Origin of the sequence: Stieleria neptunia, assembly GCF_007754155.1 — a bacterium.
Taxonomy (GTDB): Bacteria; Planctomycetota; Planctomycetia; order Pirellulales; family Pirellulaceae; genus Stieleria; species Stieleria neptunia.
The window spans coordinates 5,936,317-5,958,235 of record NZ_CP037423.1; the positions used below are offsets into that span (position 1 = coordinate 5,936,317).

The 21,919-nt window shown below is 58.8% G+C and carries 19 protein-coding genes; 7 read left to right on the top strand and 12 right to left on the bottom strand.

Annotated elements, in window-relative coordinates; translation table 11 throughout:
• Positions 1-89 precede the first annotated feature (89 nt).
• Both Enr13x_RS20655 and Enr13x_RS20660 read left to right on the top strand, forming a co-directional pair.
• Positions 90-2,354, top strand: a complete 2,265-nt coding sequence (locus Enr13x_RS20655) for a dockerin type I domain-containing protein (protein WP_197455243.1) — start codon at positions 90-92, stop codon at positions 2,352-2,354.
• Positions 2,355-2,540: 186 nt separating this feature from the next.
• Complete coding sequence (locus Enr13x_RS20660; protein WP_231743669.1) at positions 2,541-5,087, top strand: cytochrome c3 family protein; 2,547 nt, start codon at positions 2,541-2,543, stop codon at positions 5,085-5,087.
• 372 nt (positions 5,088-5,459) lie between these two features.
• On the opposite strand, the gene Enr13x_RS20665 is transcribed toward Enr13x_RS20660, so the two are convergent.
• The 7 genes from Enr13x_RS20665 to Enr13x_RS20695 all read right to left on the bottom strand — a co-directional run bounded on the left by Enr13x_RS20665 (position 5,460) and on the right by Enr13x_RS20695 (position 13,436).
• Positions 5,460-5,870 (bottom strand): carboxypeptidase regulatory-like domain-containing protein, encoded by a 411-nt coding sequence (locus Enr13x_RS20665; RefSeq protein ID WP_231743670.1) that lies wholly within the window; start codon positions 5,868-5,870, stop codon positions 5,460-5,462.
• Positions 5,871-5,878: 8 nt separating this feature from the next.
• Positions 5,879-6,898 (bottom strand): DUF1559 domain-containing protein, encoded by a 1,020-nt coding sequence (locus tag Enr13x_RS20670; RefSeq protein WP_145388815.1) that lies wholly within the window; start codon positions 6,896-6,898, stop codon positions 5,879-5,881.
• Positions 6,899-7,000: 102 nt separating this feature from the next.
• Positions 7,001-8,566 carry a permease gene (locus tag Enr13x_RS20675; protein WP_145388816.1) on the bottom strand — a complete coding sequence of 522 codons (1,566 nt, stop codon included), beginning with the start codon at positions 8,564-8,566 and terminating at the stop codon, positions 7,001-7,003.
• Positions 8,563-8,997 (bottom strand): hypothetical protein, encoded by a 435-nt coding sequence (locus Enr13x_RS20680; RefSeq protein WP_145388817.1) that lies wholly within the window; start codon positions 8,995-8,997, stop codon positions 8,563-8,565. Before Enr13x_RS20680 ends, Enr13x_RS20675 begins: the two co-directional genes overlap by 4 nt.
• Positions 8,998-9,104: 107 nt before the next feature.
• On the bottom strand, positions 9,105-10,082 hold the full coding sequence (locus Enr13x_RS20685) for an AAA family ATPase (protein ID WP_145388818.1): 978 nt from the start codon (positions 10,080-10,082) through the stop codon (positions 9,105-9,107).
• Positions 10,079-12,289: a transglutaminase-like domain-containing protein gene (locus Enr13x_RS20690; RefSeq protein WP_145388819.1), complete on the bottom strand. Its 2,211-nt coding sequence runs from the start codon at positions 12,287-12,289 to the stop codon at positions 10,079-10,081. Before Enr13x_RS20690 ends, Enr13x_RS20685 begins: the two co-directional genes overlap by 4 nt.
• Positions 12,270-13,436 (bottom strand): DUF58 domain-containing protein, encoded by a 1,167-nt coding sequence (locus tag Enr13x_RS20695; RefSeq protein ID WP_197455244.1) that lies wholly within the window; start codon positions 13,434-13,436, stop codon positions 12,270-12,272. Before Enr13x_RS20695 ends, Enr13x_RS20690 begins: the two co-directional genes overlap by 20 nt.
• Positions 13,437-13,937: 501 nt before the next feature.
• Here Enr13x_RS20695 and Enr13x_RS20700 point away from each other — a divergent pair.
• The 3 genes from Enr13x_RS20700 to Enr13x_RS20705 all read left to right on the top strand — a co-directional run bounded on the left by Enr13x_RS20700 (position 13,938) and on the right by Enr13x_RS20705 (position 15,450).
• Positions 13,938-14,150, top strand: coding sequence for a hypothetical protein (locus tag Enr13x_RS20700; RefSeq protein WP_145388821.1), 213 nt, complete (start codon positions 13,938-13,940; stop codon positions 14,148-14,150).
• Between the two features lie 117 nt (positions 14,151-14,267).
• Positions 14,268-14,399, top strand: a complete 132-nt coding sequence (locus Enr13x_RS39440) for a hypothetical protein (RefSeq protein WP_261344142.1) — start codon at positions 14,268-14,270, stop codon at positions 14,397-14,399.
• A gap of 124 nt (positions 14,400-14,523) precedes the next feature.
• Positions 14,524-15,450 (top strand): family 16 glycosylhydrolase, encoded by a 927-nt coding sequence (locus Enr13x_RS20705; protein ID WP_231743671.1) that lies wholly within the window; start codon positions 14,524-14,526, stop codon positions 15,448-15,450.
• A 173-nt stretch (positions 15,451-15,623) separates the two neighbouring features.
• Here the strand turns inward: Enr13x_RS20705 and Enr13x_RS20710 are convergent, their stop codons facing one another.
• The 5 genes from Enr13x_RS20710 to Enr13x_RS20730 form a co-directional block, all read right to left on the bottom strand.
• Positions 15,624-16,283, bottom strand: a complete 660-nt coding sequence (locus Enr13x_RS20710; RefSeq protein WP_145388822.1) for a MerC domain-containing protein — start codon at positions 16,281-16,283, stop codon at positions 15,624-15,626.
• 371 nt (positions 16,284-16,654) lie between these two features.
• Positions 16,655-16,867 carry a hypothetical protein gene (locus Enr13x_RS20715; protein ID WP_145388823.1) on the bottom strand — a complete coding sequence of 71 codons (213 nt, stop codon included), beginning with the start codon at positions 16,865-16,867 and terminating at the stop codon, positions 16,655-16,657.
• 479 nt (positions 16,868-17,346) lie between these two features.
• The gene (locus Enr13x_RS20720) at positions 17,347-17,844 is read right to left on the bottom strand and encodes a hypothetical protein (RefSeq protein ID WP_145388824.1); all 498 of its coding nucleotides are present in this window, start codon (positions 17,842-17,844) and stop codon (positions 17,347-17,349) included.
• Positions 17,841-18,974: a DUF1559 domain-containing protein gene (locus Enr13x_RS20725; protein WP_145388825.1), complete on the bottom strand. Its 1,134-nt coding sequence runs from the start codon at positions 18,972-18,974 to the stop codon at positions 17,841-17,843. Before Enr13x_RS20725 ends, Enr13x_RS20720 begins: the two co-directional genes overlap by 4 nt.
• A gap of 34 nt (positions 18,975-19,008) precedes the next feature.
• A complete protein-coding gene (locus Enr13x_RS20730; protein ID WP_145392527.1) occupies positions 19,009-19,767 on the bottom strand; it encodes a choice-of-anchor M domain-containing protein in 759 nt (252 codons plus the stop codon).
• 1,241 nt (positions 19,768-21,008) lie between these two features.
• On the opposite strand from Enr13x_RS20730, the gene Enr13x_RS20735 reads away from it, so the two are divergent.
• Together Enr13x_RS20735 and Enr13x_RS20740 are read left to right on the top strand one after the other, a co-directional pair.
• Positions 21,009-21,380 (top strand): ArsR/SmtB family transcription factor, encoded by a 372-nt coding sequence (locus Enr13x_RS20735; RefSeq protein WP_197455245.1) that lies wholly within the window; start codon positions 21,009-21,011, stop codon positions 21,378-21,380.
• Between the two features lie 89 nt (positions 21,381-21,469).
• Complete coding sequence (locus Enr13x_RS20740; protein ID WP_145388826.1) at positions 21,470-21,901, top strand: Fur family transcriptional regulator; 432 nt, start codon at positions 21,470-21,472, stop codon at positions 21,899-21,901.
• Positions 21,902-21,919: the final 18 nt, after the last annotated feature.

The following is a 21,919-nucleotide window of genomic DNA, read 5'->3' on the forward strand; positions in this document are numbered from 1 at the left end:
AGTGAGCCGGTACTGATCGCGGTACGCCGCGACGTGTTGGCGATGATCTACTCCCACTTCTTCTGGATGAAAAACGCACAGGTGGTCCCATGGCACGCTTCTGGAATCGCTGGATTGGACGCCAAACTCTTTCTCGTCGTAAGCATCGCATGAAGCGAAAGACACTGCGACGACGACCTCAACCCGAGAACCTGGAAACGCGCCAGCTCCTTGCGGCGAATCTCTTTCACAACGAGGCGATGCCCGAAGACGTCAACCAAGACGGCGTTGTCTCGGCCGTCGATGCCCTGACCATCATCAACCAGATGAGCCGCCAATTGGCAAGCGGTCAAGATCAGGGGGGAGACGCCGGCGGCGACCAACCACGTGAACCAGGCCGCATGACCGACGTGAATAACGACGGTCGTGATTCCGCGCTCGATGCGCTGATGGTGATCAACCGGCTCAGTCGTGAACAGGGACAGTTGGGTGGATCGTCACAGTCTCCCGGAGATAGCCGTGGCGAACCAGACGAACTTCCTACCACGGAAGACCCTGCGACCGACGATTCGACCGATGAAGACCCAATCGCCGCCGAGCAAGCGTCGGATTCCGTGCTGTTTTGGAATGATGTCTTTGGCGAAGTATTGGTCGATAACACGGAAAACCAGAACCCCGGATACGCGTCGCGTTCCAACGCCATTTTGAACTTGGCCATCTTTGATTCCGTTGCGATCGCATCAGGCAATTCCGACGGCACGTTCTATGACTACGACAGTTCCTTGACGAGCACGACGGGCGACGTTTCCGCGGAAGTCGCCGCCACGGCTGCGGCTTACACCGCGCTGAGTGGCCTGTACCCAGACCAACAAGCACAACTCGATGCAGCCCTTGAAGATTGGATCGCGGCCCAGGATTCGCAAATCGATCTTGCGGACAGCTTTGCCCTCGGTGAAGACGTGGCCAACCACATCTTGGCGCTCCGCGTCGACGACGGTTCGGAAGTGGTCGGGGAATACACGTACACCGACGAAGCCGGATATTTCCAACCGGATCCCTACAGCCCCAACGTTCCGGCGTGGGGACCGGATTGGGGTGATCTGGACACCTTCTCCATTTCATCCGTTGACGAATTCTCCCCCGAATCCCCGCCTGATCTGACCAGTGAAGCGTATGCGGAGTCCTACAACGAAGTGTTGGCGCTAGGTTCGGTCGATAGCACGGAGCGGACCGCCGAGCAAACTGAAATCGGCCTGTTCTGGGCCTATGACCGCGAAGGGCTGGGCACTCCGTTCGCGCTGTTCACGGATGTGTTGGAAAGCGTCGCGACTCAGCAAGACAATACGTTTGAAGAAAACGTCGCCCTGTTCGCTCAAGCCTCCGTCGCCATGGCAGACGCGGCGATTGTTGCTTGGGATACAAAATTCAGCGAAGAGTTTTGGCGGCCGGTCACCGCGATCCAACAAGGCGATAGCGATGGCAACCCGCTAACCGAAGGCGATGAAGATTGGACGCCGCTGGGAGGCCCCGAAGACGACGGAGACATTGTCGGATTCACGCCCCAATTCCCGACGTACATCTCCGGCCACGCGACCTTCGGCGGAGCCCTGTTCGGGACACTGCAAGATTTTTATGGAACGGATGACATTTCGTTTGAAGTGACTTCCAGAGAGTTGGAGATTCTGTTGGAAGATCCTGAGTTGCAAGAGGCTTACGGTCTGGACCTCGACGACGCGACGCGCCAATTTGATTCTTTTAGCGAAGCGATGGCAGAGAACGGGCGTAGCCGAGTCTACTTGGGCATTCACTTCGACTTCGATGACCTGGTCGGCCAAGAGGTGGGCCAGGCGATCGCCGCCTCCGTCGCCGCAGACTTCGCGGCACTCAACGAAGCCTCCGGTGCAACCGACGGTACCGATTCATCGGACGCTTCGGATGCATCCTTTGCAATCAGCGGGACGGTCGTCGCCGCCCCGGACTTCGATGACTTTGGGACGATTTCCAGCCAGTTCAGCGACACGAACTTGAGCTTGCTGGCGCAAGATCAAGTGAATCAACGTGGCGATCTGCGGTTGGATCAGCGGTCCGATCAGGCACGTGGTCAGTCCGATGGCGATCGACAAAAGGATGAGGACGCGGGAGTGGAAGGCGTGACCGTGGAGTTGCTCGACAGCGCCGGTGACCTGGTCGCACAAACCACGACCGACAGCCGCGGTCGATACTCGTTTGACTCGATCAGCGATGCGGGAACCTACCAAGTTCAGATCGCCGCATCCGACATGTGGATCGTCCTGGGCGACGACCTGCACGAGGTCGAGCTGTCAGACGTCGACAATCTGATCATGCGGATCAATTTCCAGGTGCAATTGGCCTGACAGGGAAACCAGCGATGAGATGAGCATTGAGCCAGCTCGGGCGAAATCTCGCCAGGGTAAACACAGACGCTTGCAGTGAGCACTTTTGGCATCGGGGGGGAGCGAGAATCCATCGTTTTCTTCGGAAAGGAGCGGAATGCCGCTTCCACCTGGAGACCGATGCGGTGAAACTCAACCGCCCATCGCGTGGCCGATCCGGTCATCGCGGACGCATTCCGAGAGACGCTGCCCCAGAGTTTGCCGTTGATGTTTGACAGGATGAGCGAGACACCGATCCTCGCGACACGGTGCGCTTGGACGCGTCGGTTCGAAATCGCTTCGATCACGTTTCTGTGCTGCGTTGCCACGACGGCGGTTGCAGTCTCGCAAGAACGATTGGTGGATCACTTTCCCCAAGCCGCCGATTCGGGGTGCATGGCGTGTCACGGGGAGATCGAGCCGATTCGAGAAATCGGTTCCGAAATGCTGAACCAAATCATGGCCCGCGGGACAGAACTGGGGGATCCGGCCGGCTGCGTGGTTTGTCACAACGGCGATCCGAAAGAGACCAAGGAGAAAACGATCGCGCACGGGGGCGATGACTTCTTTCCCGATCCCGGCAGCCCCTGGGTGAACGAAGAGACCTGCGGCCAGTGCCACCAGGAACAAGTCGAAATCCAGTGGCAAAGTCTGATGATGACCGAGGCGGGGAAGATCCAGGGAACGTGCTGGTCCTTCGGGGCGCTGACCGGATACGAGCACAAGTACGGCAACTACGCGGTGGAGAACCCCACCGACCCCAAGGCGAGGCTCGGTACCGACGCCTATCGTGCCTACATGGAACGGTTGCGAAAATTGGAACCCAACGTGTTTGTCGATCGGCATGAACCCCTGCCTGACGCGGTCGGCTTCGATCAGCTGGATCAGCTCAGCGATAACCCGGAACGTGCCGCGTTCACCTACATCCGTCAGGAATGCAACCGCTGTCACCACGCGGTGAAGGGACGGTCGCGGCGAGGCGATTTTCGCGGCATGGGATGTTCGTCCTGCCATATTCCCTACAGCAACGAAGGATTCTATGAAGGAAACGACCGTTCGATCCCGACCGATGAGCCGACGCATCCGCTGACCCACCAAATACAGGGAACGCGTGAAGCGACCGTTACCGTCCATGGAACGAGTTACCACGGCTTGGCGGTTGAAACGTGCACGACGTGCCACAATCGCGGCAAACGCGTCGGGGTTTCGTTTCAAGGATTGATGGAAACGCCGTACACGTCGCCGTTCACCGAAACGGGAGCCGGGACACCCGACTTGCACTCCAAGCACTACATCGCGATGGAGCAAGACATTCACTACCAAAAGGGCATGAAGTGCCAGGATTGCCACACTTCGATCGACGTGCACGGTGACGGTTTCCTCAATCCGACGACGCTGGCTGCGGTGCAAATCGAATGCTCCGACTGCCACGGAACGCCGGACAAGTATCCGTGGGAATTGCCGCTCGGTTACATGGATGAATTCGACATGTCACCGGCCGATGGCCAGCCGCGTGGCGTCACCGATCAACAACTGCCGCACACCTGGGCCGGGTCTCAACACGACAAGAAAGACGGATATCTGCTGACCGCCCGCGGCAATCCTTACGAAAACACGGTTCGCGACGGCGACGAAGTGATCGTCTACACCGCCGAAGGAAAGGATCTGCGGCTCAAGCCGTTGAAGAGGTTGGTGGAAGAAAACCAGATCAGCGCGCGAGGTTTGGTGGCGATGCAGGGAGTTGCCAAACACTTGGATCGGATGGAATGCTACACCTGCCACGCAAGCTGGACGCCGCAGTGTTACGGATGTCACGTCAAGGTCGATTACAGTCAGAAAGATCGTTGCCCGGAATGCGATGAGTCACAGACCGGGTTCGACTGGGTCGCCGCCGGTCGCAAACACATGCAGCCCGAATTCCGAACGGCAGACGGTGAAGAGCAGTTTCAGACGGTGATTCCCGGCAAGGTCACCGAGAGCCGCAGCTACCTGCGCTGGGAGGAACCGATGATGGGAATCAACGGCGAAGGTCGCGTGACGCCGCTGGCGCCCGGCTGCCAGCCATCGGTCACGATCATCGGAGCCGACGGCAAAACGATTTTGCAGAATCATATTTTTAAAACGCCGGCCGGTACCGAAGGCAGTGGCGAAGGCGGCCAGTTGGCGATCGACATGAGCCCCACCCAGCCGCACACGATGACCAAAAACGCGCGGAGCTGTGAATCGTGCCACGCGTCAGACAAAGCCCTGGGCCTTGGAATTCCTGGGACAAGGCCGTGGAACGAAACGCATGTTGCAGATCTCGAAACGAGCGACGGCACGGTGTTGTCCGAGCGGGCGAAACCGCAACAACCCGCGATCGAGAATCTGGATCATGACTGGTCGCAGATTGTCGACCGCGACGGAAACCAACTCGCCACGGTGGGCCACCACTGGAAACTCTCGCGCGCCCTGAACAAGCAAGAAATCGAGCACATCCAGCGGGAAGGCACCTGCATCGCCTGCCACCAAGAGATACCCGCCAACTCCGCCGCCATCAACCTTCTGCATCACATCGCCAAGTACACCGGGCAGCTTCCCAAAACCAACGAGCAGCACGCAGGGCTGATCCACAAAATCGTCCTCATGTCCGCTTGGGGGCAGGTCGCCGGTGTGGGAGGAGGATTACTCGTGGGCCTTGCCGGCGTCATCTGGTGGCGTAGAAGACGCCGCTGATCCACCCAAACCCCTGCCCTCTTCGATTGCCGGCGGCAGAGCCGACGGACAATCGAAAGGGGGGCGTGCAGTTTTAAAGTCACCCTCCTGGCAGGAGGGTCGAGCGAAGCGAGGGGAGGTCGAAAGGTGAATCGCGGCGTTCACTTCACTCTTGATGGGCGATCTCAAGCAACAACGCAAACCCTCTCCTCGCTACGCTCGACTCTCCCAGGGGGAGAGTGACGAACACCTTATCGTCTCAACGAATTAAGATCTGCTCGACCTCAAAGTTCTTTCCCTGGGGTGGCGGTCACTCCGCTGCGCTCGTTCCCTGACCCCAGGCTATGTTGTGGATGCCCTTTGGGCAAACGCTGCGAAACACTGGCGTTTCAGTTACTGCGACTGAAGCACCATCTCGACCGGCTCGGTTTGGCCGTCGGCAATGTCGACCTTCAGGCCGCTGGTGTAGTAATCGGCATAGCGACGGGGAACGGTGTTTCCGTGCGAATGGGCTTCTTTGGCCAGATCTTCGGTCAACACGATTTGCACCACGACAACCTCGTACGATCCCGGCGGCAGACCGATCTCCCCGTCTTGATTCGCAGGCTGGAATGCCCCCTCGGGCGTGATGCGACTGGCAAAACGTTCTTTGTCCGTCAGTCTTCGAAACTCGATGCTGCCCGCTGAAACAGGGGTGCCATCGTCAAATCGGACCACCCCGGATGTCGGACCGACGGTGTTGCCACAGCCCACGCACATGACAACGTACAGGGCTGCCACCACAAACAGGCCGGCTCTGGTCATGACGCTGCTCACGGGGCCAACTCGACGACGCGGGCATCGCGTCGATTCGCCAACGCCCCGAGGACTTTGGTGTCGGTATCGGGGCTGTAGAATCGAACGCTCCCGTCAACGAGGGCAAAATGAACTCCGCCGGGGTGCCAGCTTCCAAAGGAGAACATGTCTGCCAGCACATCGTTGGGACCGTTTGCCAGCCGCAGTCCCGGGCCGGCCAGGCGACAGGAGGCGGGCAGATGATCCCCGTCGTAGGCGGGCGAGTCGAATGGAAACTGTTCCAGTTGGGTGATCGGGACGAACTTTTCACCAAACAGAAATGTGTTGGACGTTCCGTCGCTGACCGATGCCATGCGGATCCGATCGGACGGGCTGATCGCATCGCCCTCTTTACAGTTGGGGCGAACACTGATGATGACTCCGGTGCCGTTGCCGCCGAAATAGAAATCGGTGGGTTCGCCGGTCGCGCCAGGGCTCAAGTCGCCATGGTTTCCGGCATAGTCGCAAAGCGCTCCGGGGACGTCGAGTGAGACATCGACTGGACGTGGCGGCAGGGGGCAACCGCAAGGCAAGCGACCGCCGCCGCCCGTCACGGTGGTTCGCAGACTGCGCGTGCCGACGGGGCTCGTGCCACTGCGTCGCGACGGACAAAGGAAAATGTCTGGAACGACGGTGCGAACGTCTTCGTCGTGCTGGTGCCACGGCTTGGAAAAATCCCACTGATCTGCCAGGGCAACTTGTTCAATGAACGGCATCACCCGGGCCAGCCAGGTGGGCGTTTCCAGCCCACATTGATCGGACGGACTGGCGTCCGGACGCGACTCGTAGCGTGCCGGCGGAAAATACTTAAACGTATCGTGGTGCATTTGCGTCGCGAGGGCCAATTGCCGCACGCGATTGGAACAATCGACGCGTCTTGCCGCTTCCCGCGCAGCCTGCACCCCGGGCAGCAACAAGGCAACCAAGATTCCAATGATTCCGATGACCACCAGCAACTCGATCAGCGTAAAACCGACCCGCGAGACTGACGTTTTCATTCATTTCCTCCAGAGCTTCACTGATTGAAGAGATCCGGTCCGACCGCCGAGGAGTATAGTCCGTCGGTGGCGTTCGTGCCCCTTTTTACGCTCGAAAAAGCACTAGGTGGGGCCGCGAAAGCTTGCGACCCAACGCGAATTGGTGGCAAAGATTCCCTGAATCACGGCCTTGACCTCCTCCGGCTCGTAGGGGTCGTGTTCCAGTTCGTGCTCGAGCAGTTCCAGCTTCTTGCGGATCAGATACCCCTGCATGCTCTGGTAACGCCGTAATTCTCCGTGTCGCAGGAAGGCTCCCACCTCTAAACGTCGGCTCCATTCTTCCCAAACCGGCAGCCAGAACAGAGCGTGATCCTTGTTACCGCTGTTTGCAGCCGACAAGCACTCCGCGCGGGCCAAGGCAATTTCTTCCAAGCATTCCTCCGGCGGCGGGTAGTAGGCGTAGCAGGCAACGACACTCAGTGCCACCAAACCGGCCAACAGGGTGGCGCCCATCACGCCTCTCGGAACGATGACGTCAAATCCTCGCGGTCCGTTTACTTCGGCCGTTTCCGGTTTCTCAAGCGCCAATCGCGACTCGTCGATCGCCAACGCCCGCAGGATCATTCCGAGGATCGCAAAGCCGGCGAGCACCGCCATCGAGATCCATCCCGCAAGGTCGGCCTGTTTCGAGATCACTTCGTCGCACGCGGCCCACAGATTCGGCGGAAACGATGGCAGTGGATTGGCATAGATGTCGAACGCATGGGTATGGCCAGCCGGTTGCACGCCCGGCGGCACAAGCGGTTTGTTGATGCCGTACGAAATGCCGACGACAATCAACACTAATCCGGCCAGCCACGAGGCCGACGCCTTCCATCCATAATGTCTGCCAAACCAAAACGGTGTGGCAAGATTCATCCCGGTTCCAAGAATCAGCAACGTGAAGGCCGCGCCGGGGGAGTTGGCATGTTGAAACATCATGCCCAATTGACTCATCGCCAACATCGGCGTCGCGTAGACCGGCACCGCGACCCCTAACATCGTCAGTGGTGCCATCGGGTCATCGCGCTCAACACTGTGTTGCATCGCGCCGTACGGCAAGACAGCTGCCAAGACGGCAAGCCCCGAGAGCGCAAGCAGCGCTTGCGCCAGCGGCACCCCCGATGCGTCGCGCGCCATGTAAACCACCGTTGCCGCCAAACGACGCGTGCCAATCAATCCGGAATCCGTCTCCTGTCGGTCGCAATCAGCCGTCTGCTGCCGACGTCGATCCAAGCAATCCCACAAGCACCCCAGCGCGGTCACGATGATCAATGAACCGACGGCAAACATGATGATGACCAGCGGTCGACTCAATGTCAGCCCGTACAGCAACGACAACGGATTGAACAGCGGAGCTGACAGGGCGAACGCCGACATCGCACCCGGTTTGACACCCGAACGCCGCATTTGGATCAAGATCGGCAACACACCGATGGAACAGACCGGCAACAGCATGCCGACCAACCAGGATTGGGGCAGGCTTCGTAGCGAATCGCCACCGAACAGCCGGCGTGTTCCATCACGCCCCAGGTAGTAACGGAGAATCGCGGCGATCAACAAGCCGACCACCAACGTCGGGGCGGCGGCGAGCAAACCTTGAGCGATGCGGAGCAGTCCGCCGACAAGCATGACTGGTGCTGAATTCATTGCGATGCCCCTTTCCGTGAAGGGAATTGATCTGGAATCTTGGAGAGTGACTGGTCGATCTGTTCACACAAGGCGAATGTTTGCCTGCGATTGGACTCGGTCAACGCATTGCCGGCGGCGCGCAGATTCGCGGCCAGCGACTCCGCGGCGTGATCGAGCGGTATCCAATCCTGTTCGGACAGATTCGTGTCGGCGGCGATCTCTGGCACCCAGCTGACAATCTCTGCGACTTCGTCCGCCAGCTGTTGTGCCTGGTCGGGGTTTTCTTCGAGCGCCGTTACGATCGCATCGAGCCTTGCACGGAGTTTTGCCGACGCGTCCGCCAGATCGCTCGGCCAATGCTCGGCCATCTCGTGGTCGTGTTCAAAATGAGACGTCTTGGGCGATGCCGGTTCGCCGACACAGCCGACGACGCCGAGCAACAGCGTCATGGTAAGCGCTCGCAAATCCGGCCACCGGGAGAGCGAATCCCCAGTAGAGCTAAGGCATTGAAGGTTGATGCGTCGCGTCGTCACGGGGGACTTTCGGGCAATGATCATCACTTGTACTCCGGAGCGGGAACCGAATTCATGATCCGATCGATCACGTTGTCCACGGTTTCACCACGTGTGAGCAAGCGGACCGACAACACCGGATGGGCCACCTCGGCGACATCGGTCGGCGTGACGAAATCGCGTCCTTTCAACATCGCCCAAGCCTGCGAGACCGCTTGCCAGCTCATCATGCCTCGTGGACTGACCCCCAACTCGACCGCGTCGTCGTCGCGGCTGGCTTCGACCAGGTCGATCAGGTAGTCGGCAACGCGTCGATGCACACTCACCGATTGCGCTCTCTGCTGCAAAAGTTGCAGATCGGTCAACGACAGGGGCGATGAAGGTTTGGCATCGTCGTTGATATCCGTCCGATCGCGAACCTCCCGCTGCAGAATGCGACGCTGGGCTTCGCGATCGGGATAGCCGATCCGCAGTTTGATCGCGAATCGGTCGAGCTGGGCTTCGGGCAACGGGTACGCGCCGTGAGAGTCGATGGGATTTTGGGTGGCGATCACAAAAAACGTCGCCGACAAGGGATGGGGTTTCCCGTCGATGGTGACTTGTCGCTCGGCCATCGCTTCCAACAGCGCGCTTTGCGTTCGCGGCGTCGTCCGGTTCAATTCGTCGGCCAACAGCACGTCGGCGAAGACCGGACCGGGTCGGAATTCAAACTCGCGGGTCTTCTGGTTGAACAGACTGAACCCCGTGATGTCGGCGGGCATCAGATCGGGGGTGCACTGGACGCGCGCCAACCGCCCGTGAATCCCCTCCGCGATCGCTTTGGCCAGCGTCGTTTTTCCCGTGCCTGGTAAATCATCCAGCAACAAGTGCCCGCGTGAGAGCAGGCATGCGATGACCAAATCGATTTGTTCGGTTTTGCCCAGTAACACTCCACGAAGATAGTCTCGCAGAGATTGAAGGTCGGATGACGAATTGGAATCAGCAGATTCCTCGGGCGAAATGGTTCCGGCGGTCAAATTCATGACGTCGCCTCCTTGGTAAGAGCGTTGATCGTGCGGACGCGAAGCAAGTCGACCAGGGCGGTCGCGTCACGTTTGGAAGGTGGATTGCCGGCGCCGAAGAACAAGACGTCGGCGGCATCCGAAAATTGTCGGGCTGCGCTGGCGAGCGTTGCGTCGGCGTGGGTGAGTTGTTCCAGCCAGGCTCGCTGAGATTTTCCGATCGGGCGACGTTGGCCGGCCAGACGTGCGCGCGTTTCGATGATTCGGATTGCCAACCGAAGCCGGCGACGTGGCCGCAGCCAACGTGCCTGACTCCAGGCGGCTGCGAGTAGCCAATCGATCCAAACACAACGCGTCAGGTAAACGCAAACCAATGCCACGGCCCCGCCGACGATGATGGGCCAAGATGCGGCAGCAAACCGGCGTGCGAGCAAGGTCCAAGATGGCTTGTAGTGCGGTTGTCGGAATCCCGGCGTCGGTTCAATCTCAAACCAACGCCCATCCTGCAGTTGTACTTCGGCCCACACGTGGACGTCTTGCGGAAGCACCGAGGCGTGGCCGGCGGTGATGTCGAATGCATCGGGACGAACATAAAAACCGGTGACCAACCGCGAGGACAAGCCGATCTGACGCGCCATCAGTGCCGCCGTCGTGGCAAACAGGTGGTCGCCGCCACGGCGGGATTGCAGAAATTCCGTCAGCGAACTTGCGGCCGCGTCACCATCGCGGGTGAACGTGAATTCGGTGCGCAGATGGTTGACGATGGACTGTAACTTGTCGAACGAGACGGTTTGGTCTGCGACAATTCGATCTGACAACTCGCCGATCCCCGGATGCTGTGGCTGCGGCCGAACCCGCTCCTTTAGTCCTGCACGAATTGCGTCTTCGGTTAAATTGATGCTGGCCGCGTGCACGACCGTCAGTGGCGGAACCTTTTCGCGTCCCGGCATAAAAAAGCAGCCGTCGGGTGTGATGCCAAAAAAGTCTTGCCGATCGATCTGTTTGATATGCACGCCGGCGGTCATCATCGGTACCGGCAGTCGCGGCGAGTCGAGCCGAATGATTTTGAGGAGCCCGACCGACGTTGCGTCCGGGGCACCCGACAGCGCGGCGCGCCCGAGCGGATCAAAGAACCATGTTGTATCGTTGATGTCGACTCGATTGAGCGACATGTTGTTCCAGTCCGCTGACTGCGACCAGTCACGCCCGTCAAAGGTGTCGTAGCGGTGCATCGCCAAACGGATGCCGGTTGGGCCATCCCATTGCACGACGCTTGCCTCTTTGGCGTCCTTGAAACGGACGTGCTTTTTCGGTCTTGTCCGCTCGGTCGAAAACGTCCCGCCACCTTGCTCACTTTTTGCGTTCCGCTGGTGCGACGGGATGAAGTTTTCGTTTCCCATCGCCTGGGCACGTTCCGACTTGTTGTTTTTCTTCTTCGGTTCGCCGATCATGTCATTGAACATGTCGAACAGTGTCGGCTCGGTCGATTCCAAGAACAGGTCCGAGTCGACGGCACCGAAGGATTCGGCATGATCTTTGGCGGCAATCGCGGCGTCGCCGGTTCCAACCCCGCTGCGTGCGGCTGGGTCGGACCATTGACTGCCGCCACTGGTGGGCATCAGACCGATCTCCAGTCGCCCCGATGACGTCAGACGATCCTTGACCGCATAGCCACCGGCAGCCAGCACCAGCATCGCGGCAAGCAGGATACCCGGCCGCAACGACCAATTCCGCTGAACTGAATCGGGCATCGCCAGATCAAGGCGTTCCCAATGGTTGGCGATCAAATGCCAGACGCAGCCGAGCATCCAGATCAACGGCACCACCGCGGCGTACCGGTTGTCCGATATCGCGGCGCAAAACAGCACCAAAAAGCCGCTCAGAACGAGCGACAAACCTCGAACGCGATTGGTCGTCGCCGCGGACGCCATGGCAAGAGCGATGGCACCGACGGTCGCAAGCGTTGACATCTCAAAAGCGATCGGCGAACCGAACGCGCGGGCAGCGATGGCAAACACGATCGGTGTGAAAACGAGTACCGCCGTCGTGGAACCCGCCAATCGACAAGTCCTGGTGAACTCGCCGACCACGAAAGCGATGCACAGCGTTCCCAGTTCCGCCAGAAACCAATACCGAGACTCCACACCAATGCGAAGTGCCGTCACCGCGACGATTGCTAACGCTGCTAATCCAAGCGTCTCGATGCGTCTACGCGACCAGGTTGGCATCACGCACCTCTGTCCAAAACGCAAACAGTTGGGACGTCAGGTCATGATCGCGACGAATCACTCGATGCGAATGGCCGCTCATCAACCGCGGATTCACGCTGGGATCGGCGACGCAAACCGCAATGTCGCCACGATGGTCCGAAGCGATCGTGATCGAAGCATGCTGTCGAGACGGATTCGGATAGCATGGGTCGCCAGCACCTTCCGGCGGCACGTCTGCCAGCGCATCCATCATCTGCACCCATCCTTCCCAGCCTCGTCGAACGTGAAAGCAACGCTGTCCAAGATGCACCCGTAACGGAACCGCTGACCGATGCAAGTTGGCCAGCACACTGGCAGCGACTCGAATGCGATCGGCCAATGGATCACGATTGGAGGACCCTGCTACGTCGACGGTCACTTCCACACTCGGGCACTGCGGGCCACTTCGTTCGGTCACCACCAACGCGCCCGACCGCGCCGTGGCGACCCAATTGACTTGTCGCAAACAATCCCCGTGACGGTATTCCCGCACGCCGATGAAATCGCCTGTTCGACCCGTTCGGTTGCCTTCCCCGGATTCCGCGGCTCGCCGACCCGTCATCGCGGTCTGCCCCGCAATCGGAAACACTTTGGGCCAGACGGTGACCGATGCGACGTCTTGCATCTTGCGTTTGGCCGTCCAAATCCCGAAGGGAAACGAACACGTCAATATCGCATCGCCGTCGGGATAGCGGCCGCGCAATACGGGCTGGACCGAAAAACGATAATTCGAAATGGCCCAGGCACGAACGAAGGCCAGCGCGACGGTGGGAGTGGCGGCGTGGTCGCTCTGTTCACGCTTGCGATCCAAAAAGCCCTCGACCGCCAATCCCCAGACGGGAAGCGGCAACCGGTTTCGCACGGCCAGCTGCAATTCGCATCGATCGCCTTCATGAACCTGTACGCTACTAGACGTCACGCGGCAGTTCACCGCACGAACCGCAACGGCCGGCCATACCATCCCGACGGCGATTACCGATGCGAGTGATGCGGCCAGCGTCCAGCCGATCGGCGCCAGATAAAGACCGACGATCACGCTCACGACGGTGCCCAGCACGAACCAACCGACGGGTTCTTTCAGCCAATAAACGAAACGATTGGCCCACGGGCAAAAGTCGGTTGTCAACAATCGTGACCACCAACCCCGCTCCGACGGCCCAGCATGGACCATAGCCATGGAGACATACCTAGGATGAAAGAGGACTGAATCGAGACTGAATCTATGTCTTGTTGAAAGTACAGGCCACGTCTGCACCAAGGTCCGCCTTGTTGCAGCGCTGCAACGAATCACGCGCGCCGGCGTGTAACTCTCATTCGCTCGCCGCCGCGACAACGGTGATCAAAAGGGCTTCGTACGGAACGCACGCATTGCACGACACGGTTTGGTCGGACCGGGCGCCGTAAAATGACGCGCGCCCGCACGAAGCTGGCTTGGTTGACTCATTGATTCGCAACGCTCCCGGATCGGTGCAAACCGACTAACAGGGCCAACAGGCCGGATCAGGTCTCGATACTGAATCGGCGCAGCGGTAGCCGGCACGTTTCCTATTCGAACTGCATTCCGGGTGTGGGACGCGAACGAGACGTCTAGAGAATTGCTTCGCAGGGGGGACCACGCAGCGGTGGCATGAAAACGAAGCGGGCGACGTCGACGTTGGACCGAGAGCGGCCAGGCATCGGGTGCACGGCATCACAGACGACCAACGCGGTGACGCCGGCAATCGAACCGCAAGGAGCAGCCAGCGATTGGCAGACCGCACACGAATCGGAATCGTGTGCGGGCACGGATTCATTCGGCCGCTCGCTTTCCGAAGCGTCGTTCGATGCCGTCTCGCAATGATGCAAATGACAGCTACAAGAATGCCCCGTCGGCGTCTCGACGGCAGCGTGATGGCCATCGCAGGTGGCAACATGCAACCAGCCCGGTGCGTGCCCGAGAGCGAGCACAACGCACAGAATGATCGTCGAAAGAGACCGGACCCGCGAAGCCATCAAAGACAATTGGATTTGTGTTTATCGTTTAGACAGCGGTCCGACCAAAGACTCTCTGCAATACGGTGACGCGAACACGCCGGTTCGTCAAGTTTAAAAAAAAGATTGTCACGCTCAGCAGGAGCCGCCACCTTCGGGCGAAGCAGCCAATCGCGACATCATCCCTACCGTTTGCGATACAATGCCGCCGTACCGACGCAACATTCAGAGGTAACAGCGAAATGGTCCGGCGGATTCTGTTCGTTTCAATGGTGATCGTGGCCTCGTTGTCCGTTTGTAATCAAACGCGACTGTTTGCGCAGGATGGCAAGCACAACGTCCCACTCTCTGCGGCTTCCACCGACCAGTGGAAAATTCGCTGGGATCGGTCCGACGATTTTGATGGCGATGACGTTGATTGGCGAAAATGGAACAAGTCGCCCGAGAATTTTGGCGCCTGGGTCTGGGACAACGAGAGCAATGTCGCGGTGTCAAACGGGATTCTCCAGATCACGATGCGACGGCTGCCGACACCCGTCGTCAAGGGACGCCGACCGCCAACGCCGTATACATCCGGCATGTTGAAGTCGCATGTCACAGGAACCTATGGATACTACGAGGCACGTGTCAAAGCGGCTGCACTGTTTCCCGGCGTGTGTCCCTCCTTTTGGCTGTACAGTAAGATCGACGATTCGATCGTTGCCGTGGGGGAAACCCGATACAGCGAAGTCGACATCGTCGAGCTAACGCAGCGAGGCGATCGTGTTCCAGGCAACGAACGCATTGCGGACTGCAACTTGCACGCGATTTTATCCAACGGCAAACCGGGGATCGGCGGCCGCGATTGGCGTCGACCAAACGATCAATGCTACAAGGACGCGCAAGCCAATGAGCTGCGACTACCGTTTGATCCGCGCGACGACTTTCATACCTACGGCTGCGAAGTGACTCCAGAGACGGTTACCTGGTTCATTGACGGCAAAGCGATCGGCCAGAAACCAAATCGTTACTGGCACCGCGAGATGAACGTCGCCCTTTCACTCGGGCTCCGTCCGCCCTATTCGACGTACACGGTCAAGGGCTTCGTCCCCTCGGATGTCGAAGTCGACGATGAGTTCCCCACCACGATGGAAGTCGATTACGTTCGTGTCTGGGAACGTGTGAAGTAGCGATTTCTGGTGCCAGATGATGGACAAAGCGATTCATGGAGAAGACGAGTCGCTGGTTTCGACGGCCTGGAAAGGCCGTCGTACTTTCTCGAACCTCCAGCGCGTTCGGCTCACACGATTACACCGCAACTTTTCTGCTGACAGGCTTCAACCGTCCGATTGGCGATCTGGTCCTAACCGGACGACTCCGGTTTGTCGCAGCAACCGCACAGGCAACCGTAGCGCCGATTGAGCAGGTGGGCGATCACGAGCACGATTCCGCCCAGGGGCGTCATCCATGGGACGATTCGTGCGACCCACGGGGACTGAATCGGCAAGGCGGCGACGTTGACACCGGCAAGCACAGGTTTCGGCCCGACCGCAGCGGTTTCGCTCGCACAGTGGGGACAGCAGTCGTCGGTGCACACTTCTGTGGTGGCGGAATCAAGTACCTTACCCGACTCGTCGAGCGTGCCCGCGGGGATCGATGCCGCACCGCTCTCGCATGCGGCGCAGCACTCTCCGGCGAAACCAAACGCCGCGATTGAAATCACCATCAAGCCGACACTGCCGATGATCACCGGGGTCAAGCGTCCGTGTTGACGCAGCCCTGGAATGAAAGCGGTCAGTGCGATGGCAAAGCAACCGCCGGCCATCCATTTGTGGAACGCCTCGTCGGCCAAGAAACTCAGTCCGAGAGCGGGCAAATAAGCGATCACCAGCGGCATCGCGGCACAATGAATCGCACACCCGATCGACGCGACCATTCCGGCCCAGTCGCTCCAGCCCGATCGAACGCTTTGCTCGGTCGGCCCCGCCGAGATGACTTCGATCACAGATAACTCGCGGCTCACTGGTAATCCTCTCTAAAATCAATTTTTCCGTATTCACGGCAGTTTCCCCCGCCAGCGAAGGAACCGCAACCATCGCAGGTCTCATCCGAGTGGCGCATCGATGACGAAAATCACCACGTCACACCGTGCGGTTACCTCGACTTGCGAAAAACTAACGCACCTGCAACCGGTTTGCAAGTGCCAGTCGGCTTGGTTTTTTGTCGGGATTGAAGAAATCGCCAAAGACGATGTTTTCAGGGGAAAGGTTTGGTTTCAACGCGATCTCCGTAGGCTTCTCCGTTGCATCGCAGCCAAATGCTTAGGCATCAAGCTGCAGCGGAAGTCGTCAAGACTTTCGGTGGTTCACCATTGATTCAGCAGATTTCGATAAATCAACAAGCCGTCGACGAGTTCCGCGACAACTGCACGCCATCGTTTGCAAGGTTCAGATCGACGTGTTCAGTCGCCAACATCGCTTGCAGACTGGCAACCAAAGGCATTCTTTTCTCAAGCGTTTCGATGCGGTGGGCGTGCTTGCGCCGGGCACGTCGATCTTGCTTGGCCAGCTTCTTGCGACGCAGTGAATGACGAAGTGCGTGAAACATATAGACAACCTTGGTGATGACGCTTCGTTGATGGAACAGCGGTTGAGAACAGAAAGCTCGCTGCGGGCGTTTGCCCACGGCCCTAGACGCGGGTGCGCAGGGAATGCAGGTGCATATCAAGCGCGATTGTAAGGTGGCGGTTAAGTACGTCAATCCGACATGCAAGGGAATTGCATCTGGGGGTCGGAAAAAGAAATGCCGGCTCGCGCTCGTAGTCCGGCGCTACTCTTTTTGGGTAGTGGATCTTGTTTAATATCTTTCTGCTCGAGATCTTCCGGAAGATCCACCACGCCATGTCACGGTGCAGACTTCAGCAGCTGGCGGAAGGGCCTGTTGACAAGGCGTTTTCGCGACAACTTGCTTCGTGCCAATCGACGCTCACCCCATCATTCTGCCCCGAATCATTCTGCCATCCCCCCCTTGATTTGTGCCGGGTACCACAGACCGCACCCGCCCCAACCCCACGGCCAGTCGGTGACTTATTGCTTTTCCATGATTTGCGTCGAATAAATCTCAACTGCCGTCAACCAACCGCTTTCGGTCGCTGCCTCGCGATAGGTGAATTGCCAATCGCCAACTTGACCAATGTGGCTGGCGCCGCGCTCGACGGTCAACCGCGGTGCGTTGTCCGCTGGCACTTCACTGGCCCCCGATAAACTGGCCGCTACTAGGTTGGCGAGCGCCGAGTCGGGGAACGGCGTCCCTACCGGTCGCTTTCCGCGTCTCGATCGATGTGCCGTCCTCGATGCTCGATCGACCGGCAGCGGCAATGGCTTCGAGCTTACGATCAGACACAGCGACGAAGCCCCCGCTGACTCTGTCCCACCAATCACCTCGCAATCCTTCGGAAATGATACCGACAGGACCTGCTCAAGTCGTTCAAGCGTCGGCGGTGGTAATGGATCCGAGTCGCAACCGGGCAACATCAGCAGCGTCGCGCCCCACACGAACGCCACAACAATCCGTTTGTCCTTCATTCCAGATTCGCGAGAACCTCGCCCCCATTGCCGCTGCCCATCGCCCACCAGAGCTGCAAATCAGTTGATTCCGAGCGAAAGCTGACACTCCCGTCGGCCATCATCACATGCACACCGCCGACATGGTAGCTTCCCGGCGTGACCAAGTTGTTCCCGATGCTTTCACCTCCATAGGTATGACAGTTTCGATCACCAATCGGCATGACGTGCATGTAGGTATTGGCTGCAAACGTCCAGCCACTGATCCAGGAATGCCCATGCTTCTCCACGAAACTCGGATCGCCGTGGGTCACGGAGCCACAATAGGGAACCCAGCGATCAAGTGACCGTGCACGAATGGAGCTTCCGCAGAAGGACTGCATGTTCTCATCGACCTCTCCGGAGACGTAGCTGCCACCGAATGGACTCTGCACGACAAAGATCACGCTGATTTTCCGTTCCGCAATCGCGGCGGTGTTGGACAGTCCATCGGTGATATCTCGAAACTTGACCTTGGGGACGTGCCAAGCGTGTGGCTGTGATGGATTGAACAACCCAAAGACACCGTTTTGCCGTTCCAGTGGTGGACGACTATCCCCGGGCCAGGACGAGAGTATCGGCCAGCCCACATTGGCGGCATAGCTTCCGGGGGCAAGCTGCTCGCCGTCGTCGTGAACCTGCACCACACCCGCTGGATCCGATGGACAAAGGTACGTGTCGACGAGTGTTCTGGCGGCCTCCGCATTGGGATGATCCGGAGCGATGTCGTAGTCGAGGTAGTCGCTGCTATGGGTGTAATTGCAGTGGTTCGAAAGCGACCGGTTGAAGTCAATCTTGTCGTACAGATTGCCTTGTTCAACGAACGGCAACACCATTGCAAGCCAGCTGTAGAACCCACTGCCACAGTTGCCGGCGGACGAGTCAGGACCGGTCGTCGTTGTTGGAATGCAGCGATGCATGCCATGGTAATTGTGAACGGCGATACCGATCTGCTTCATGTTGTTGCTGCACTGAGTCCGCCGCGCCGCCTCGCGCGCCGTCTGAACGGCGGGCAACAGCAATGCGACCAGGATGCCGATGATGGCGATCACGACGAGCAACTCGAGCAACGTGAAAGCGCTGCGTGATGCACGCAAAGGGTGAGAGTTCATCTCAATAGTCCTTGTTCCGTTGGTGGGCACGTACTTAGCGACGACGGCGCCGCACGAGGAAGCCGGTCGTGACGAATGCGATTGCAGCGAAGCTGCTCGGCTCGGGGATTGCGGTCACATTCCCGACGACAAATCGGAACGTCTCCGTGTCGCTGACGAATCCACCTGGCAAGCTTCCGTTGTACGCGGTCGCAGTGAGTTCGATGTCATAGACACCTTGTTGCGTGAAGCCCCAGTTGTAGTGGTCGTGGCTTCCGACACTCGGGAGCGACAACGTATCGCCGGGGCCACCGATGATCCCGTCGCTGGTTTGCATGAACACGGACGGTGCAAACCCGCCTTGCCACAAGGCAAACTGACCGGGACCTGAAAACCCTGTCATTTCAAAACTCGCCGACGTAAACGGTGCCTCAAGCTCCTCGGTCGCAATCCCGAGAAATGGCATCCCTGCGGTGTTGCTTTGAGGCAAGATCCAGACAGGGTCACCCGTGTTCAAACCCAAAAAGGAAATGGGACCGGGAGCGCCCCCGGGATACATCGCGGCATCATCAACGAGGACATAGGCATCACTCGGGTTGAACTCGATCCCTCCAACGCCACCCACTGGAGCGCCGTCCAGGATCGTATCTCCGCCAAAGTGAAAGTGCAGGTTTAGTTCGCCATCTTCGTAGGCCAGCCCGATGTCGGAATGTCCTGCCGAGTATTCCACGACGTCTGCGGATACATTCCCCGCTAGGGTGCAGGCCACGCCGATCAAGCAAATGCGAACTGATGTGATGACAAGGTGATTCATCTCTTACTCCAAAAGAAAACGGATTCAATGTATGATTTGGCCGCTCGTTCATTCGTTGCGCAGCAGCGACCGAAAACCGCGCAGTGCCATACGGTCATTCAAACCAAAGCCAAATGGCACAGGACAGGCACAACCAAACAGGATGCAGCACCCGTTGGTGTCTAGCCTTTAGAGACCGTCCAGCTTAAGACGGTCGCTTTTCTGATGTACGATGGCCCTTCCGGGCCGTCGCCCGTGGGGCTCTGCGCGACGACCTAGAAAGGACGTCGTACACCCCTCCGCCGACCACCTCTCACCCGCTCGGTCAAATCATTTAGATTTGTCGCGTTTCGCGCTAGCCCTAAGCTGGACGGTCTCTTTGGGCGATTCCGCGTCGTTGCGACGCAACGACACCGGGCGGCTAAAGCCTGCACACCAACACGGATGCCCGTGCCATTCAACCCAGAGGTGTCTTGCACGCCGTGGCAGGCGGACCTCGGGGACGAGAAATCGAGAGGGGTGTCGATTCAGCAGGGAGTGAAGAAACGATCTGCAGAACGCAAAGGCATCGACAATCGCATGAAGCCGACTGGACGTTCCACGCGACGCCATTTGGCGCCGACAATTTCTGACAGATCGCACAAGAATCTGGGCAACCACCTTTTGGGCAATCGCTGGCATCCAGTTCGGGGGAATCATCACGGATTCCAGACGCATCGCAGTGGCCAGTGGAGCAATGGCAGCAACCACGAGCTGGTTCGGCCGATGCGGTTTCGATGCCCACCCCGGCATGACCTCGACCGTCGCATCCGGCGACATGCATCCACGCCGGAATTTGACTGATGCTCACAAGAGCACAAATCAAGGTTGCGACGATGGACCGGAACGGGGAAGTCATCGGGTCGTGTTGTAATAAAAGCGATAGGGTGATTGCGCAAACCGTGCGATCCAAGCCGATGGCGGCCATCCTATCGTCTGAATCCCTGTGGTGCAATCGCATTGCACGTACAAGTGCGACTCTTTATGGTCGCTCACCTCTTTGACGTTGGGCATGCGAATGCTCTCGGCGATGTCATCGTCATCACATGCAGGAAGAACACTCCCGGTGAGCATCGTCCAAGGCCCACAATGAGCGCCGCGATCAACTGACCAACGGCGATCAACAAACAGGTGATGGCTTCGAGCCGGGAAGAACTTGGTTGACGCGTCGCAAAGACGATCCTACACTTATGCATTCCTGCAACTGTTGAGTCGAGATAGCGTTGAGTTCCCAAGCAAAACCGAACCTGACAGACGATGACTCTCCGAGTTGCCGAGGCGGCGAGCACGAGCATCAGCCGGTCAGGTTTAACGATGCCGCCTGTGAGCGGGCGGCGGCGATTTTCAGGGCCCTCGGTGATCCGCAACGATTGCGTTTGCTGATCATGCTGGAGGCACGGTCGTGTTGCGTCTCGGAACTCGCCGAAGCCTTGGAGGAACCGTTGCCGGCGATTTCGCAGCGTTTGCGTGTGCTCAAGAGCGAACGGGTCGTCCGATCCCGACGTGATGGCAAGCACGTTTATTACAGTCTGGCCGACGGGCACATTTCGCGATTGGTGACCAACGGGGTCATGCACGCGATGGAAGACGCATGACCACAATCCGACCTACCCTTTAGAAGGCAAATGGCTCACGTTGACGACGAACGGTGGTCACATCGACTATCCTCTGGGTGGACATCTGCATGAAACAATCCTCCATCCCCACCGATTCCGCCAAAGACACGATTCGTGCCGTGGGACTGCGGGCGACTCCGGCGCGGCTCGCCACGTTGCAGATGTTGCGTGAGGCGATCTCGCCGATGACGCACGCGGAAGTTGCCGAGCGCTTGGCCGAGAGCGGTGTCGATAAAGCGACGGCGTTTCGCAACCTGAACGACATGACCGACGCGGGATTGCTTCGCCGCACCGAACTCGGTGATCACGTCTATCGCTTCGAAGAAATTCGCCCAGGCGAAGGCGACTCCGACGGCCATCCGCACTTTCTCTGCACCGTGTGCGGTACCGTTTCTTGCCTGGACACCGTCAAACTGACCGCAAGCAGTCAGCGCGCCAGTCAGGCGGTAGGCGAAATCACAGAGATCCTGCTCCGCGGCCGCTGCAACGACTGCAAGTAGGCGGTTCGTCGTCTCCAA

What these genes read in the sequence shown, in the direction of transcription:
- Enr13x_RS39440 (WP_261344142.1), top strand. Translation starts at nt 14,268, where the DNA reads ATGATCGTCGAAAGAGACCGGACCCGCGAAGCCATCAAAGACAATTGG.
- Enr13x_RS20715 (WP_145388823.1), bottom strand. Translation starts at nt 16,867, where the DNA reads ATGTTTCACGCACTTCGTCATTCACTGCGTCGCAAGAAGCTGGCCAAG.
- Enr13x_RS20705 (WP_231743671.1), top strand. Translation starts at nt 14,524, where the DNA reads ATGGTCCGGCGGATTCTGTTCGTTTCAATGGTGATCGTGGCCTCGTTG.
- Enr13x_RS20720 (WP_145388824.1), bottom strand. Translation starts at nt 17,844, where the DNA reads ATGAAGGACAAACGGATTGTTGTGGCGTTCGTGTGGGGCGCGACGCTG.
- Enr13x_RS20675 (WP_145388816.1), bottom strand. Translation starts at nt 8,566, where the DNA reads ATGAATTCAGCACCAGTCATGCTTGTCGGCGGACTGCTCCGCATCGCT.
- Enr13x_RS20725 (WP_145388825.1), bottom strand. Translation starts at nt 18,974, where the DNA reads ATGAACTCTCACCCTTTGCGTGCATCACGCAGCGCTTTCACGTTGCTC.
- Enr13x_RS20690 (WP_145388819.1), bottom strand. Translation starts at nt 12,289, where the DNA reads ATGCCAACCTGGTCGCGTAGACGCATCGAGACGCTTGGATTAGCAGCG.
- Enr13x_RS20740 (WP_145388826.1), top strand. Translation starts at nt 21,470, where the DNA reads ATGAAACAATCCTCCATCCCCACCGATTCCGCCAAAGACACGATTCGT.
- Enr13x_RS20700 (WP_145388821.1), top strand. Translation starts at nt 13,938, where the DNA reads ATGAAAACGAAGCGGGCGACGTCGACGTTGGACCGAGAGCGGCCAGGC.
- Enr13x_RS20670 (WP_145388815.1), bottom strand. Translation starts at nt 6,898, where the DNA reads ATGAAAACGTCAGTCTCGCGGGTCGGTTTTACGCTGATCGAGTTGCTG.
- Enr13x_RS20730 (WP_145392527.1), bottom strand. Translation starts at nt 19,767, where the DNA reads ATGAATCACCTTGTCATCACATCAGTTCGCATTTGCTTGATCGGCGTG.
- Enr13x_RS20685 (WP_145388818.1), bottom strand. Translation starts at nt 10,082, where the DNA reads ATGAATTTGACCGCCGGAACCATTTCGCCCGAGGAATCTGCTGATTCC.
- Enr13x_RS20655 (WP_197455243.1), top strand. Translation starts at nt 90, where the DNA reads ATGGCACGCTTCTGGAATCGCTGGATTGGACGCCAAACTCTTTCTCGT.
- Enr13x_RS20665 (WP_231743670.1), bottom strand. Translation starts at nt 5,870, where the DNA reads ATGACCAGAGCCGGCCTGTTTGTGGTGGCAGCCCTGTACGTTGTCATG.
- Enr13x_RS20680 (WP_145388817.1), bottom strand. Translation starts at nt 8,997, where the DNA reads ATGACGCTGTTGCTCGGCGTCGTCGGCTGTGTCGGCGAACCGGCATCG.